Source organism: Ktedonobacter sp. SOSP1-52, from assembly GCF_016587395.1.
In genome coordinates, this window is the sequence record NZ_BNJH01000001.1 from 2,945,553 (window position 1) to 2,962,094 (window position 16,542).

Here is a 16,542-nt window from a genome sequence, read left to right on the forward strand (position 1 = left end):
CCATGATGCTTATGACAGGCACAATGAGTGCTGTGAGGAATGCCGTCCTGAAAGAACTCTTGGCACGGAAGATCCCAGTGCGTGCCTTCGTGCGTAAACCATCTGTTGCTGAAAAGCTGGAGGCGCAGGGCGTAGAAACATTTTTAGGAGATATGACAGAGCGAGAAAGTGTCCAGAAAGCGCTTCAGGGAATCGAGCGCGTCTCTCTTATTCCCCCGTCACTGCGCATCTCTTGGCGATCGAGCAGCTATGGGCTGAGGAAGCCAGAAAAGCTGGTGTACACTACCTCGTCAAACGGGAATACGTGCCACTGTGATGGCCGACATCATCGGATAACCACGGTGTAGTGCTTTTCGTCAGCCCAGTCGATGCCTGCGTACCACATGGGCAGGTTCCTCCTCGAGCAACATGTCGCCTTTCGGACCCGACAGTTCCTATGAGCAAGCATACCCTTGCTCAAGCCCTCTCGTAAGCCCTCTCGACAGAAGGGCTTGAAAGTCGTTTCATGTAGAAGGGGGTTCCGCGTCTTCTCACATTTCTCAATGCTGTTTCGAGAGATGAGAGCAGGTACGCATCTTCGCCACCAGGGATGGGGACACGTGAAAGGGAGATTGACCACACCATGTCGAATACCAAGCCGACCAAGCGTCTCACGCCTGCGTCGAGTGAGACGCTCCTCACGCTTCTTGAGACGCTTCCTGGGGCCTTGTTTGTCGTCGATGATGCCGCAAAGATTGTGTATGCCAATGCCAGCGCGCAGACCCTGCTCGGTGCCACACGAGAGGAAGTATGTGGCAAGCCATTGTGGCGCTGCGCTCCCCAGCTGGTGAGCACAGCACTCTACCAGGCCGTCCAGAAGACCACCCAGACCCGAGTGCCAAGCGAAGTGGCGTATCGTTCTCCCGTGACCCAGACCTGGCTGCACGTGCAACTCGCTCCGACGGTTGGGGGGCTTCTGCTGCAGTTTCACCAGGGGAGAGCAGCAAGAACAGCAGCCCAACGAGAGGCGCCGGTTCCCCAAGGCGAGCGTCTCTCCATCGATGACCTGAATGGCTTGCATACCAGGATCGGGGTCTTGACCCCCGAGGGGATTGTGTTGGAGATCAATGAGGTCCCGTTAGACGATGCGCACATCCGACGTGAGGAGGTGATTGGCAAACCGCTCGCCGAAGCCCGGTGGTGGTCCTGTTCTCCTCCCAGTCAAGCGCAGCTCCGCGCCGCCATCGCGCGAGCCAGCAGGGGAGAAACCGTGCGTTTCGAGACGGTGGTTCACCCCAGGGAAGGGATGGACCTTCACCTTGAGGCAACGATCATTCCCCGCAGGGACGTGGACCACCACGTCGAGTATCTCGTCTATGTCGGGACCGACATCACTGAGCGCAAGCGCGCCGAAGCGGAAATCCATGCCCTCATCGATGCCATCCCCCAGCTGGTCTGGATCATGCGACCCGACGGCTATCAGGACTCGTTTAATCAACGCGCGCGCGACTATACCGGCCTGAGTAACGAAGAGGCTCAGGGGGAGGGATGGATGCAGTGTCTGCATCCTGAAGACCGGCAACGTGTCCGCTCCGCGTGGCAGCACGCCGTCCAGACCGGCGGGGGGTATGAAACAGAAATGCGCCTGCGCCAGGGCACGACCGGGGAATATCGCTGGTTCTTAAGCCGCGCCCTGCCGGTGCGCGATGAAGTAGGCCAGACCCTGAAATGGTTTGGGACTGCTACCGACATTGACGAGCAGAAACAGGCTGAACAGAGAATCAAAGCCAGTGAGCAGAACTGGCGCGTGCTGGCTGAAACACTGCCGCAACTGGTGTGGACAACGCAGCCCGATGGCCGTGTTGACTACTGTAATCAGCGCTACTGTGACCTGACGCAGGCCGATTTCGAGCAGATACGGGACTATGGATGGCGTCAATTCCTGCATCCCGAAGATGCCGAGCACACGCTTGCGCTTCGGCAGCAATCCCTTGCCACCGGTGAACTCTTTGAGAACGAATGTCGTATCAGAGATGGACGAACTGGAGCGTATCGCTGGTTTTTAGCCCGCGCGCTGCCGATGCGCGATGCAACCGGTCAGATCCTCAAATGGTTTGGCACCTGCACCGACATTGAGGAGCAGAAACGGGCGGAGCAGCAGCTCAAAGAAAGCCGGGAAAGCTTGCGTGTGCTGACCGAAACGGTGCCGCAACTGGTGTGGGTGAGACGACCCGACGGCCTGCTTGAGTATGTGAACCAGCGCTACCGTGACTACACCGGGTTGCTGCTTGAGCAGATACAAAGCGACCCATGGGCGTATCTCCAGTTCTTCCATCCTGATGATCGTGAAAGCCACCGAGCGCACTTGCAGCATGCCCTGGACACGGGAGCCATGTATGAGCACGAACAGCGTCTCAGAAATGGCCAGAGCGGGGAGTATCGCTGGTTCTTAGCCCGCGCCATGCCGGTGCGTGATGACGCAGGCCAGATCGTCAAGTGGTTTGGCACTGCCACCGACATCGACGAGCAGAAACGGACGGAGGAAGCTTTACGCCAGAGTCAGGAGCGCGCGAGGGTCCTGATGAACTCCAGCATTATCGGAATCAATATCATCGAAGGGGAGCAGATTGTAGACGCCAATGACACCTATCTGCGCATGACCGGCTATACCCGCGAAGACCTGCGTGCCGGGCGCATGAACTGGATGCACATGACGCCCCCAGACGACCTGGCTCGTACCTTAGAGGCCCATCAGGAACTTGCCACGCAGCAGTCTATGACGCCTTATGAGAAAGAGTACGTGTGTCAAGGTGGCAGCCGTCTTCCTGTGCTTGTGGGGGCCGTCGTCTTAGAGCATCACCCGTTCCAAGCAATCGCCTTTGTGCTGGATAATTCGGCCCGCAAGGAACTGGAACAACGCAAAGATGATTTTATCAGCATGGCCAGCCATGAACTCAGGAATCCGCTTGCCGCCTTAAAGATGCAGACCCAACTGGTGCGAAAACGATTGGAAAGGCAATCCCAGCACGAGGCTGCCACAGCGCTTTCCCGGGTGGAGGGACCTGTCAAGCAGCTTGAACGCCTGGTTGAAGAGTTACTGGATGTCTCCAAGATCCAGGCAGGTCGGTTGGAGTACGTCCGGGAGACGGTTGATCTTGACGCGTTGCTTCACGAGGTGGCCGAGACCATGCAGCAGATACATACGACGCATACCATTGTGGTGCGAGGTGCCGCCCCACGCTCACTGGTCGGGGACAAAGACCGGCTGGGACAGATCTTCACCAACCTGATCAGCAATGCCATCAAGTATTCTCCCGGCGCAGAGACGGTCGAGATGGACCTGAGTACCTCCGAAGAGACGGTCACGGTCCGTGTCTGTGATCATGGCCTGGGTATCCCACGAGAGCAGCGCGACAAGATTTTTGAGCGCTTCTATCGGGCCACTGGTCCCAGGCAGAAAGCGATCCCCGGCCTGGGCATGGGACTCTACATTGTGCAGGAGATCGTCAAACGCCATGGGGGAACCATTACCGTGGACAGTGAAGTCGGAAAAGGATCGACCTTTACGGTGACCCTTCCCAGGAAGAGAGATGCCTGAGCGATACGAACGGGGAACATCCGCCCCAGGACGATATTGGTCTTGAGATGGTACGTCGCGACTGGACGACCTACCATGACCAGATCCGGTGGATCTTGGAGAACATGCTGATCTGATGGTCCATCGGCTTCGCGGCGGTGTTCGTGCGGGAGGAGTGTGCTGCAGCCAGGAGGGAACAGATCGGTGTACTGGCCCTCGTGTCCAGGAAGGAACAGCGCGAAGAGCCACATAGTCGACTCTTCGCGCGTTTTCTTGTTTTCGCGACTGGAAGCCGTGTTTAGTGGGGGCGCTGGCCGTAGGCGGCGTAGAAGACGGAGGCTGGGTGTCGTTCCTCCCATTCTTGATGCTGGAGGAGGATGTTTTTCTCGTATGCTTCGGGCGAGATGCCTAGCTGTGAGGTGATGAGTGGCTTCATAGCCTGATAGGCTGAATTGATGTTGGCGGCCATCATGGAGCCTACGCGCCCACCCCATTGGCCCATGGGAACGGTGACGCTGCGCGTGACAACGTTTTGTAGGCCCGCATTCTTGAGATACGTACCAAGGTGAGGCACCTGAGAGGAATCGATGCCACGGCGTTTGCTCACCTCGATGATCCACTGGCCCATGCGTTGGGTGGCAGGACCCGCGTTGCGTGCCTGGATCTCGGACTCCACAAGTTCAATCCAGCCGCCGGGACGCGCCACACGCACCAGTTCAAGGAGTTCACTTGGCCATGCGTGCGCTGGAATGGCCAGGAAAAGTAGGCGCTGATGCACAAAATCAAAGCTGCGATCGCGGAAAGGAAGCCCTTTTAAGACATCGGCCTCGACGAAGCGATAGTTTGGTTGCTTAAAACTCTTCTCCGTTGTCTGTTCTACCAGGTCACAGCCTATTACAAAGGTATTGTCAACTTACTGCTCGAAGAGGACCATATTGCTCAAACAAAGCTTCTTGAGAAGGAAAAGAACAGAGATGGCTGGGGAAATGACCTGGTTATGCGATGTTCTTTCCATTGGTAACCCCGTTCCAGACCTCAAATCGCTCTTGCATGAGGGCTCGATACGCTGAGGCTTTGAGGCGATGTCGCCGTGGCCGAAAATGATCAGAGATGGGACCAAAGGCGGAGAGAAACCGCTGCGCATGACCAGGGGATTTGAAACGACGCATGGTCCGTTCACGCTGCCTCGTCGGTTGATGTGAGTTTTCCGCTCGATTGTTGAGGCCTTTGTGCTGGCGATGCTCGACGCTAGGCATCGTCTCTTTCTTCGCTACTGCATAACTCGCTAGTTTGTCGGTGATGATGACACGTGGAACGTACTCGAGGCCCTTGAGCAGCTTGCGAAAAAACTTTTTCGCTGCTTTTTTGTTGCGCCTGCTTTGCACGAGAATATCAAGCACGTTGCCATCTTGATCGACAGCTCTCCACAGATATGATCGTTTCCCATTGATGGTCAGAAACACCTCATCCAAGTGCCATTTGTCTCCAGGTCGAGCACGTCGCCGTTTGAGCTCATGAGCATAAGCTTGACCAAATTTCATGCACCACTGTCTGATGGTTTCATACGATAGAAGCACCCCACGTTCTCCCATGAGTTCCTCGATATCGCGGAAACTGAGAGAAAACCGGAAATAGAGCCAGACACAATGGCTGATAATGATGGGCGGAAAACGGTATCCTTTGTATGGAGAAACGGGGCTGTTCTTTTTCATGAGAACATTCTATCATACCGTTCAGCCTGTTTGTGACTACTCTAATCAACTTGACAATACCTACTTGATTGGCGATGACTCGACGATTGGCAAACCGAAAGGCGTGAAGATGCAAGGCCTGGGGCGACATCACGACAGCAAGCAGAACCAGCGGGTCAAGGGCCATTCCCTGGTGCAAGGTCTCTATGTCTTGCTTGGACAGCATTTTCCGCTTGAGCCCCGGCTCTACCGTCAGCAGGCGACCTGTATGCAAGAAGGGGTCCCTTTCCAGAGCAAGATTGCCCTCATGATTGAGATCATCAGGCAGTTTGAGCCGCCGCAGGACACGCTCACCCATGTGTTGCTCGACAGTTGGTACAGCGCCAAAGCTATCTGGAAAGCGGCACGAGATCGTGGCTTTTTGATCACCACGGCCTTGCGCAGCAATCGCTCGGTGCGCATCCCGGATGCGGCCTCGCCACAAGGCTGGAGCTGGCAACGACTTTCCGTCTATGTCGAAAGCCTACCAGATGCGGCCTTTGTGCCCTGTGCCTGGCCACGCAACCCCGAGCATCAGGTGTGGGTACATGTGCTGAGCAGTTCGGTGAAAAGCTTGTATCGCTGTCAACTGATCATCATTCGTCAGCACCTCGATGATCCAGTGAGCCGGGCTCGCTTCTGGGCTTCAAGCGATCTGCAGGCCGATGTGGAGCAGCTGCTCACCCATATCTCTGGTCGCTGGGACATCGAGGTCTTCTTTGAAGACGTCAAAGAACTGCTGGGCATTGATCACTATCAACTGATGAGTGCCCAGGGGCTGCAGCGCTATTGGAGCTTGTGCTGGATCGCCTTCTCCTTTCTGGAGGAGCATCGCGGCTGGTTGCAGACCCAATGGCAACGGCATGTAACGCTGGGGGAAGCCAAACGGAATCTCCAGCACATTCATCACCGTTTGCTTGTGGCATGGATCACTGATCACGCGCTTCAAGGCACCACAAGCGAGCAAATTGCTGATCTCTTGACCGCTTAAGCGGCTTGTTTTGAAATGTGCAAACTTAGTATGAGATATTTCCCCAGACAGAAAACTATGAGTTCCGCATGTCTGATTCTGGTTACGGATGTCATCGATGTCGTAAACCCATTCGGAGTGCTACTCTGCCTACTGCTTGCCCACACTGTCGTTCGAACACGTGGAATACGTATACGCTGCTCTATTGCTGTGAATGTCATGCCCTCTTTGAATACTATTGGCACCTGTTAGAGGAACCTCATCCGTATGATCGATTTCCCCACTGCCCCGCCTGCAAGAGCGAGCGCTGGTGTCCCGCAGAAAATGAGCGTTTGAAGGGTCTTCCACCAAAGGAGGAAATGCAGGCTCAAGCAGAAACCAAACGACAAAAGGAGGCCGAAGCATTTACCAGGCTCATGGAGCTTCGCAAGCAGCAGCAATTGAAGAAATTGGGATTGAGGCAGCCTTCTCCCCAGGTAGAAGAGAAGGGGGCTGCCATACCAGAAGCTGAAGTCTATTACACATCCGCAGAGAGAAAAACCCCCTGGCTCGATAAAGGAGCCAGACCTGTTGAGCTTCCAGGTATTCAGCCTCACCACTCGACGCCAGTACACGAGCCTCAGACCTCGACGTCTCAACGGCCAATGCCAGCATTGCAGCAGCCGACTGCAGCACCTCGAAGAGGAGGGATCTTTTCGGTTCTCAGGAACTGGTTCAGACCTCGACGCCCATGATGGTCGGTCGATGCTATACTCATCATCATCCCACTGCACGATGAGGACAAACAGCTTTCGGGGCATGCAACTGGGCTCGCCTTCTCTGGCGAGCCCAGTTGCATGCCGTAGCAGGACTCACCCTCGTTCGTACTGCTGTTTGGTTGTGCTTTGGTAGCACTGTTTGCACACCTGTATGCTCATGATTTTTCTGGTCACAATCCGCGAGATCTCCCTCTTCCCTACCGATCTTTTCTTCACCGGAGCAGAGTTTATTAAACTGTACAATGGGGAAGAGAGGCTGCATTTTCTGAGTAGCATTTTTCACGACCAAGGAAAATTTGTCAACTTTTTCAGCAGCCAAAAACAAATGATTCTGCCTCAGCCTCTTCTGGAGTACTTACAACGGGTGCAATTAAAATTTGCCCCATATCCTCGCCATTTTCTACCTCTGACGCATATCTCCCCGTTCTGGCAAACTTATGGATCAAACGACAGTAATTGCTCTGTAATGAGTGGAGCAAACCGCATTTCCCACTCCCGAACTGCCTCGTAGCTGAACGTTATCCCTCTTTCAAGAAACATCTCGGCGAGATCTCCCAGGCTCAATTTATACCGGAGCCGCCACAAAACAACCGGGAGAATGATATCAGTGGGATATTCCAGAAAGTTGAAAGGTATAGTTGCTCATTGAAGATGTGTTTGCAAGCTGAACAGCGGAACATGCGATAGCCGAGCGCGGTCTTCTGGCTTTGTTCTTTGGTCATAGATGAGGCGCAATGTGGACAGTTCATAAAACACTCCTTCTCAGTTGAGTTGTTGTCCTCAGCATACCTTGCAAACGATCTCTACGATAAGCTTTTCTCTGAATTCTGACAGAACCTGCAATGACATCACACAGCGGAAACATCGAGTTTCACCTCCCTTCCCTTTCAGTCTACTCCACAAAGTCTCGTTGTAATACTAGCCCTTCTGAACGGTTTCTCAGACATACGAGAGCAGGCTCTGAAGATCCGTTCACAAACCTTGGGAGAAAATCTCTTACTGAAAGTTGACCTCAACGAGATGCATTTCTCCTGTTAGCTGGCTCAGAGTTCGGTAATAACTGATGTAGATTGTCCGACCTCCATTTTTGGCGAGTTCTGGGTGCTCGATGCCTGCGTAATCCGTGCCGCCCTGAGATGGCGGAAGACCTGCGAAGGCGACAAAAGGGCGACTCCAGGGCCCGATAATACTTGGAGCCGTTTGCATCACGACGTTGTTGGTGAGTCCCTGGCTATAGACCACAAGAAACTGCTTCAGGTAAGGATTATAGGAGACGGTCATGGCACCGGGGATATCTGTGAAGAGCGGTGCGGCCTGATTTACATCCGATGTCCAGCTACTCCCGTTCCAGAAGGTATAGGCGCTCCGGTTGGTTGCCAGTGCCAGTGGCGCGCGCGCGGCCACGTATGGACCGTTACTCGTATCCATATTGTGTGGACGCCCAAAGACATAAACGGTATTGTTGTAGATCATCGCATTCACGAAATCAGGTTCAGGATAGGTAAAGAGCAGGCCAGATTCACGTGTAGCCACTGTCTTGCCCGCCTGGACATGGGCGAGGGCGATGCCAATGAATTGATAGTTGAGGAAACCTGGTTGTACCTTGAGTTTATAAGAGTAAACTAGCCCGCCTCCCTGATAATTAATCACACTGCCAGGCCAGATAGCTATTCTGTCGTCTGGTTTGCCCGTCGAGTCATTATACACTTGCTCATCGGCAGTGAATGGCACAAATGGATAAGGGGCTCCCTTTGCATCTAACGGTTCATGCACGGCGAGAGGATTCGTGGGAGCCGCCAGAGCAGCAGAACTCGAACGGACATGTGAGTCACCAGCGACTAATGTGTCATTGAATGTCCAGAGCAGTTGTCCTCCAATCAGAGCAGTTGCGCCGCCGTCTCGTGCCGCTACGCTCTTGGGATGATCAACCGTGCCAAGATCCTTTGTGGAGGCAACTTTGATGGTTCTGGGCGTTTTGGTGAGGGCAAGTACATGTGTTCCCTTTGAGGTCCAATATACGAGGGCGCCAATTGGTGCCACACCTGCAAGCGACGCGAGTCCTTTGAGGACAATACGACGATTCATCATGATATTCACACCTTTCACGTTGATTTGAAAGATCAAAGTGGGCGTATCAAAGAACAATCCCATCAACACAGAAGCTTACCAGGAAATGGAATCTCCTCCCAGGACAGAAACGGGCCACTTTCAGGCCAATTTACTCCAAAAACTTTTAAATCTACTTGAAACACTTATTTCTATTTTATGTGATTTTTTCTCGCCTCCCTTCTCGGTCTGTTTAGCCGGTATTGTCAAATTAAGCAAAATTGTAGAGATTATATAGGAGAAACATGCCTTAAAGTGGGGATGACGCCCTAATTCGGACAGTGTTTTCTAAAGAATCTTGGGGAAAGTAGCATCGAAGTGGTGAAAGTTCATCAACAAAAATTCTTAAGTTGACAATACCCATTTCAAACATCTGCTATCAATGCTACCAATGATTACAAACGAAAACACCTGGTGAAGATATTCAGCTTATCTGGGGAATTATTAATGAATGAGTTAGCTGCCTTAAGCCCCAACAGTGCCTGTCTTAACTTCTCCGGCTCGCTCATAATTGGCGAAAATCCCACCATTTGGCGTAACCAAACTGTCTGTTAATGTAAAGGCTGCAGGAAGAGTGCCCTCACGAAACAAACGCTTGCCGTTGCCGAGCGTGACGGGGAACGTCTTCAACCACAGCTCATCAACCAGATCATGTTTGAGTAGTGTCTGGATCAGGTTGCCGCTGCCGTGAACTTGGATAGCAGAGCCTTCTGAATTCTTGAGCTTTTTGATGTCATCGACGCTTTTCAGAAAAACTGAGTTTTTCCAATCTGATTTGTCCATGGTATTACTCATAGCATATTTTGTGACGTCATTGATGCTGGTCTTGACCCAGAAAAGTGGGGAAAGTAAACTTCAAGAAGAGAACCTACAAAGAAAAGGAGAAAGATCATGCGAAAACCGCAACGGAAATTCACCAAGGAATTTAAGGGAGAAGCGGTGAAACTCGTCCAATCTCGCCAGAAACCCTTGGCACAAATCGCACGAGACCTGGACATTTCCGACAGTGCACTGCATCATTGGTGTAAGCAGTTTTCCCAGCATGGAGAGCAAGCCTTTCCTGGCAGTGGCCACCAGACCCCGAAGGCGGAAGAACTCCGCCAGTTGAAACGGGAAAACGACCTCCTTCGTCAGGAGCGTGATATATTAAAAAAAGCACTAGGCATCTTTTCGCGCCCCCAACTCTGAAGTTTCAGTTCATTGCAGTGCACCAACACACCTACGCGATCACGCTGCTCTGCAAGGCACTTGACGTCTCAGAGAGCGGCTATTATGCGTGGAAAACCCGAGAGGTTTCCCAGCATTGCCGAGAAGATGCCAGGCTCGCCGCCGACATTCAACAGATTTTCCTGGAGCATCGGCGGGTCTATGGCAGCCCACGGATTCATGCTGTCCTCAAAGCGCGAGGAGTGCAAACCTCCCGCAAGCGGGTTCAGCGGTTGATGCGGCAGCTAGGGATGAGCGCACACAGCAAGCGCAAGTGCAAGCCCACCACCAAGAGTGATCCTAAGGGGCGTTTTGCTCCCAATCTTCTCAACCGGGAATTCAAAGTGGAACTGCCTAATACGCGCTGGGTCACCGATACTAAGGCGGTTGCTACAGCCGAGGGCTGGCTTTACGTGGCCGCGATTGTGGATCTCTTCTCACGTCGGGTCGTGGGGTGGGCGATGGATGCCGTCGAAAATGGCGCTCTGGTGGAGCTCGCGTTGCGCATGGCGGTAGCTAGACGCCAGCCGGAGGTGGGACTGCTCCATCATTCAGATAGGGGAAGCGAGTTTACGTGTGAGCGCTATCTAACTGCCTTGCGTGAGCTGGGGATTGAGGTCAGTATGAGTCGCACGGCCAATTGTTGGGACAACGCGCCCATGGAGTCCTTCTTTGCGACCCTCGCCAAAGAGTGTACCAATCGCGTGCGTTTCCAGACCCGGCAACAGGCCCGCTCAGCCATTTTTGAGTACCTGGAATGCTTCTACAATCCCATCCGTTTGCACTCGACACTCCAGTATGTCAGCCCACTTGCTTTCGAGCAAGCACATCAGTCGAAGAGGAGTTGATCTCCACGTTTTAAGAGTCCATTTTTCTGGGCCAATTCCAGGCAGAACAGACGACGTTGGTCGGCAAGAGAAACGTGCTGTTTCATGGTTGTCCGAAACCGGAAGAATTGGCGTCTCTCGTCAAATGCCCTGCAGAAGCGTGATGCCGACGCGAAGCTTCCAAAGCCACGCATGGGAGAGTACCGCTGTTTGATGCCCCGATGATCTTGTTCCAGGCGGTTATTCAGGTAGGGGTTACAGCGATGGAGAACCTCACAGCCAAGCGTCTCATGGATCGCTCATGGATAGGAGTCATGCCCGTCGGTTGTCACGCGCTCTGGCACATGACCAACTGTCTCAAGCGCCTGCTTGAAAAATCGTTTGGCGGCATCCATACCCCGTTTCTCGCTCAGCATGGAGTCAACGAGATTGCCATCTCGATCGATGGCGCGAGAGAGGGAACACCACTTTCCATGCACTTTGACGTAGGTTTCGTCGATGTACCACGATGTTCCCGCTTGCCCGCGTCTCCTCACACGGAGCTGATCCACCAACACTGGTGCAAAACGAGCTTCCCCATCGCGAACCGCCTCATGGGTACACACCAAACCACGTTCGAGAAATAGCTCAGCGACATCACGCAAACGCAGCTTCTACCGCAGCCTCCAGAGGACAACGAGCAGAATGATCTCGGTGGGATATTCCCAAAAGTTACAAGGAGTGCCGCTACGCTCGTTGAAGATGCGTCGGCAGGCCGAACAGCGAAATGTTGGGTATCCGAGGGCGGTTTTCTTCTGCTGTTCCTTTGTGGCAGAAGAGAGACAGTAAGAACAGTTCACGGCTCACTCCTCCTGAAGAGGTGCTGGGGGATCGCTAGTATACCACAGGAGAGGTCTCTCCATCAGGACTTGTTCTCAGTTCTGACGCATCCCAGTCGTTAGCTCCCATTCTGGAATGGTCTCCTTTTTACTGAATTCGCCGCATGAGCAGCGCTTGATACGGTTTTCCTGGGAGCGGCACCGTTGAGCCACGTACGATTGGTACCTCTAGCGGCGCGACCATCATTTCCCAGGTATCGATGACCTCACCTCTATACGCTTCGCCCTCTGGCAGGTTGACTATGAGCTCAGCCGGTTGGTGATTCCCAAAGTAGGCGAGATAGTAGCTATGGGCTTGACCTGCGCAAGGGAAACCGTCTGGTGAGGAGACCACATAATCGAGCGGATCAAGGCCGGTGGTTGGACTCTCAGCGAGTACGCGGCGGAGGAATGCAAGACGCGGCACGCTCTGGCCGTGAAGGACGCCACCCTTTGCCCACCAGAGGATATTCTGAGGGTGCAGGAACGTCTCACCGTGTCCGACATAGCCGCCACTGGCTGTCCCTGCCCAGAAGCGCAGGACCATTTCCTGGGCTGAGATATTTCCCCAGTGGTGCGCAATATTGCCTTCATAGCAGCATTCATCGAAGACCACTGGCTTCTTGTATTGCTCACGCCAGGTCCGCGCCTGGATAGGATCTGGCCGCTGAATGCTGAGGTGCGTTACCCAGGGCTTTGAGTGGTCGTAAAACGCGAAGCAGTTATGGATCGAGCGCAGATGCTGGTAGGGATCACATTCCTGCACGATGCGGAAAACGCGATCCCAATCCTCCAACGTTTTACTTTTCATAATATCGTATTCGTTCGCCATCGACCACCAGACATTACGATAGGCCGCCAGACGCGCTACCACATAGCGCACGTAGCGATCATCGGTCTTGGCATCCATCCTGGCGAAACCCCAGCGGTCGTAGGGGTGGAACAAAATAATATCGGCCTCGATCCCCAGTTCCAGCAGGTCTGCAACCCGGCGCTCAAAGTGCTGGAAGAATACTGGGTTGAAGCGGTTGAAGTCGAACGACCAGCCTTCGGGTATGTGGCCCTTCCACATTTGCTCGAGATCCCATGTACTGGAACCACGAGACAGACAAGGAAATGGATAAAGTTCTGGCTCATTCTCATTAAATTGGAAATGCTTGGGGAAGACGCACATGCGCAGCTTGTTGAATGGCGCATTGCGGAGTGTCGCCAGCGTCTGCTCCTCAAGCCCGTTGCCTTGATGTGCCCAGGCATAACAAGTCGTGCCAATCTGCTTGTAGGGTGTCCCATCGGCATAGGCAAAGTGGTAGGTATCGCATACCCGCACCGGTCCATGATTGCCAGTTGAGGGGGCAACACAGGTAAATGTCCCTCAACACCGTTCAGTGCATCAAGATTACTCCGTGTCCTGTAATGCCAACTTCCCTGTGTGTCTGGCATAAAGCGAATACGATAGACCCCATCGCCATCGTAAAAGCCGTCCACTTCGCACACACGGTGTTTGTACGTGAACTGAGCCGTGAGCTCTCCATCCAGGTATGGATTACCCTCGGCGCTCCCCTGCAACGCGAGCTCGAATATGTTCCACTGTTCAACATTCTTGGGAGGACTCATCACTGTCATTGTTATCACTCCTCTGGTAAGTTCACTTCTGTCTGGCTCTCTTGACTGCGTTCATTGAGGTCCGCAAGCGCCTTCTCGATGGCGGCAGAGATCTCCCCTGTGTTCGGCAGCATAGAAAGGATCGCTCGCAGGGGAAGGGCGCTGTAGCCTTGTGATGCACCCTGCATCTGCACCCCGGCCTGCGGAATGAAGCGCGAGAGCGTGGCGGTGACGATTGCTCCGGCCTGCGGGTCGTCCAAAAACGCACTGAGGGGGTGATCGAGGGTCAGCTTCGGACGGGTGTCAGCGAGAGTGTACGCGTAAACCCACCGGTGTGTTCCGGATCCGACTTCCAGTGATGCCTCGTCGCTACCGGGGAGCGTGACGACCGCCGTTGTGTTTGGCGGCACGACCACCTCAAGACTCATCTGCCGATTGGCGATCCGCCAGGCTACTGAGGCGAGTCCATAGGGGGTCTGGTGGCGCACCGTTGCGCGGGAGAGTCCACCGCCGGGACGTGGCGCGATGGAAATACGCCGATACCCTGGAGAAGCCGATGCCAACCCACCCAGGACGCGATGCAGCCAGTCACCGATGGCACCCAGGGCGTAGTGATTGAACGAGGTCATCTCGCCGGGGTTGATCGTGCCATCAGGCAACAGGCTGTCCCAGCGTTCCCAAATGGTGGTGGCACCCATGGTCACAGGATAAAGCCAGGAAGGACATTCGCGCTGGAGCAGCAGACGGTATGCGGCGTCATACGCTCCCACACTGCACAGCGCATCGCAAATCAATGGCGTCCCCACGAAGCCAGTGCTGATGTGGTAGCCGCTGTCACGCACCAGCCCTACCAACTGCTTGCCCGCTGACGCCCGCTGTTTTTCCTCGGAAAGCAACCCGAACGCAAGCGCCAGCGTATAGGCGGTGGGGGTGTCCGAGACTATGCGCCCGTTGGCGGTCACATACTCCGCGACGAAGGCACGGCGCACTTCGTTTGCCAGTTCGCTGTAATGTCGGGCCTCGTCTTGCCTGCCTAACACTCCTGCTGCCCGGCTGAGCAGTTCAGCTGAGTAAGCGAAGGAGGCGGTGGCGATGAGATACTTGTCGGTGGGTGCCGCCTCTGGTCGATCTGGGGGGGCCGTCGGGTCCAGCCAGTCACCAAACTGGAAGCCGGTGTTCCACAGTCTGCCTGGACCTGCTCGCTCGGCCATCACATCGACCCAGGAACGCATACTCTCGAACTGCCGGGCCAGGATGCCGGTGTCGCCAAAGCGCTGGTAGAGCACCCAGGGAACGATCACTGCCGCATCGCTCCAGACCGCCGCCCCGCCCGCAGAGCCGCCCGCATCATGGTGGAGGATATCTGGCACGACGAAAGGGACCACGCCGTCCACGTCCCGCTGGTCGGCAGCCAGATCAGCCAGCCACGACTGGAGGAAGCCAGCACAATGGTAAAGGAACGTGGCGGTAGGTGCAAAGACCTGGAGGTCACCAGTCCAGCCAAGACGCTCATCGCGCTGTGGGCAGTCGGTCGGGATATCAAGGAAGTTGCCGCGCATGCTCCAGAGCACGTTTTCGTGCAGTTGGTTGAGCAGCGGCTCGGAGCACTCGAACCAACCGGTACGCTCCATATCAGAATGGCACACGATGGCGCACAGATCCTCAGTGCATAGTTCACCAGGCCAGCCCTCCACTTCAGCATAACGGAAGCCGTGGAAGGTAAAACGCGGTTCCCAAGTCTCCACGCCCTCGCCGCACAGAGTATAACGGTCGGTGGCCTTGGCCAGACGCAATGGACGCGTACCGAGCTCGCCGTGTTCCAGCACTTCGGCATGGCGCAGCGTGATGGTTGTCCCAGCTCTTCCCTGCACGCGGATACGTAGGCGACCAACAAGATTTTGGCCGAAATCTACCAGTGTGCGCCCCGATGGCGAAAGAAAGATGGCGACCGGAGGACGTTCCTCGATGCGGCGCACGGGGGGGCCGTCTGGCGCGTAGAGGGTGGCTTTGTCCCACGCCACCACGGTTACTCCCGCCCAGTCGCTGGCATCATAACCAGCCTGGGACCAGCCTGGGCGAGCGAGGCGAGCATCGTAGGTCTCACCGTCATAGAGGCTGCTGGACAGGATCGACCCACGGGCGGCATGCCAGCTTTTATCCGTCTCCACTCGCTCCATCGAGCCATCGGCATACCTCAGTTCGAGCTGGGCGAGCAAGGCCACATGCTCACCGTAGATATTGCGCCGACCGCCACTATAGCCCAGGCGGCCACGGAACCAGCCGTCGCCGAGGGTGGCGCCGATAGCATTTGCACCCTCGCGCACCAGTTCCGTCACATCGAAGGTCTGGTAGCGCAGCCGATGGTGGTAGCTCGTCCAACCAGGGGCTAGCACGTGGTCGCCTACTGGCACCCCGTTCATCTCAGCTTCGTAGACCCCAAGGGCGGTAATGTAGAGCCGGGCTGAGGCCAAGCCGGGCCGAACCGTAAACGCGCGACGTAGGAGCGGTGCTGGCTGGTCGATACTGGGATCTTCGTCCCAGGCTGGCCGGATGCACTGCGCAGACCAGTCCTCAGCCTGGAGCAGTCCGGCCTCGACAAGTGCTGGCTCGCTCCAGTCTGAGACACATCCGTCGTTGCCCCAGACGCGCACCTGTACTGCGAGGCGCTGGCGAGAGGTCAAGGGCGCACATGGCCAGGGAACCAGCACCGATTGTTCGGAGGCAATGGGGCCGGTTCTTGTGCGTGGCTCCCCACCTGGTTCGGATACTTCGATCTCGTAGGCCGTTTGCCGCCATGCTTCGGCCTCCGTTTGTACCATCCACGAGAGCCGTGGCTGCGATGCGCCAATGCCGAGCGCATCGCGGCGATGCTCGAAGGAGATTCTGGAAACGGTCGTCATCGTTGATGTCCTGGTTGTGGTCATGATGCG

The 16,542-nt window shown here is 55.1% G+C and carries 9 protein-coding genes and 5 pseudogenes; 5 read left to right on the plus strand and 9 right to left on the minus strand.

Features of this window, described 5'->3' with window-relative positions; all coding sequences use genetic code 11:
* Positions 1-2: 2 nt before the first annotated feature.
* Positions 3-347 (plus strand): SDR family oxidoreductase, encoded by a 345-nt coding sequence (locus JMJ16_RS14180; RefSeq protein WP_201382187.1) that lies wholly within the window; start codon positions 3-5, stop codon positions 345-347.
* 275 nt (positions 348-622) lie between these two features.
* Entirely contained in the window at positions 623-3,577 is a 2,955-nt protein-coding gene (locus JMJ16_RS14185; RefSeq protein WP_201382189.1) for a PAS domain-containing sensor histidine kinase, read from the plus strand.
* 277 nt (positions 3,578-3,854) lie between these two features.
* On the opposite strand, the gene JMJ16_RS14190 is transcribed toward JMJ16_RS14185, so the two are convergent.
* Complete coding sequence (locus JMJ16_RS14190) at positions 3,855-4,451, minus strand: class I SAM-dependent methyltransferase (protein ID WP_201382874.1); 597 nt, start codon at positions 4,449-4,451, stop codon at positions 3,855-3,857.
* A gap of 100 nt (positions 4,452-4,551) precedes the next feature.
* Positions 4,552-5,268 (minus strand): IS6 family transposase, encoded by a 717-nt coding sequence (locus JMJ16_RS14195; protein ID WP_201382191.1) that lies wholly within the window; start codon positions 5,266-5,268, stop codon positions 4,552-4,554.
* Between JMJ16_RS14195 and JMJ16_RS14200 the strand changes: the two genes are divergently transcribed.
* Together JMJ16_RS14200 and JMJ16_RS14205 are read left to right on the plus strand one after the other, a co-directional pair.
* Positions 5,267-6,277 carry a transposase gene (locus JMJ16_RS14200; protein ID WP_201382193.1) on the plus strand — a complete coding sequence of 337 codons (1,011 nt, stop codon included), beginning with the start codon at positions 5,267-5,269 and terminating at the stop codon, positions 6,275-6,277. The genes JMJ16_RS14195 and JMJ16_RS14200 overlap by 2 nt on opposite strands.
* A 338-nt stretch (positions 6,278-6,615) precedes the next feature.
* On the plus strand, positions 6,616-6,990 hold the full coding sequence (locus JMJ16_RS14205) for a hypothetical protein (RefSeq protein WP_201382195.1): 375 nt from the start codon (positions 6,616-6,618) through the stop codon (positions 6,988-6,990).
* Positions 6,991-7,467: 477 nt separating this feature from the next.
* On the opposite strand, the pseudogene JMJ16_RS54255 reads toward JMJ16_RS14205, so the two are convergent.
* From JMJ16_RS54255 to JMJ16_RS14215, 3 genes and pseudogenes are all read right to left on the minus strand, one after another.
* Positions 7,468-7,763 (minus strand): annotated as a pseudogene (locus tag JMJ16_RS54255) (IS6 family transposase); the annotation flags it as partial.
* Positions 7,764-8,010: 247 nt separating this feature from the next.
* Complete coding sequence (locus JMJ16_RS14210; protein ID WP_201382197.1) at positions 8,011-9,102, minus strand: DUF4185 domain-containing protein; 1,092 nt, start codon at positions 9,100-9,102, stop codon at positions 8,011-8,013.
* 483 nt (positions 9,103-9,585) lie between these two features.
* Positions 9,586-9,945: pseudogene (locus JMJ16_RS14215) on the minus strand (dihydrofolate reductase family protein); the annotation flags it as partial.
* Positions 9,946-10,011: 66 nt separating this feature from the next.
* Here JMJ16_RS14215 and JMJ16_RS14220 point away from each other — a divergent pair.
* Positions 10,012-11,174 (plus strand): annotated as a pseudogene (locus JMJ16_RS14220) (IS3 family transposase).
* Here the strand turns inward: JMJ16_RS14220 and JMJ16_RS14225 are convergent.
* The 4 genes and pseudogenes from JMJ16_RS14225 to JMJ16_RS14235 all read right to left on the minus strand — a co-directional run bounded on the left by JMJ16_RS14225 (position 11,156) and on the right by JMJ16_RS14235 (position 16,536).
* Positions 11,156-11,992: pseudogene (locus JMJ16_RS14225) on the minus strand (IS6 family transposase). The pseudogenes JMJ16_RS14220 and JMJ16_RS14225 sit on opposite strands and share 19 nt — an antisense overlap.
* 127 nt (positions 11,993-12,119) lie before the next feature.
* Entirely contained in the window at positions 12,120-13,337 is a 1,218-nt protein-coding gene (locus JMJ16_RS14230; protein WP_201382199.1) for a DUF5605 domain-containing protein, read from the minus strand.
* A 128-nt stretch (positions 13,338-13,465) separates the two neighbouring features.
* Positions 13,466-13,633 (minus strand): annotated as a pseudogene (locus JMJ16_RS57015) (DUF5060 domain-containing protein); the annotation flags it as partial.
* Between the two features lie 5 nt (positions 13,634-13,638).
* Positions 13,639-16,536 carry a glycoside hydrolase family 78 protein gene (locus tag JMJ16_RS14235; RefSeq protein WP_201382201.1) on the minus strand — a complete coding sequence of 966 codons (2,898 nt, stop codon included), beginning with the start codon at positions 16,534-16,536 and terminating at the stop codon, positions 13,639-13,641.
* Between the last annotated feature and the right edge of the window lie 6 nt (positions 16,537-16,542).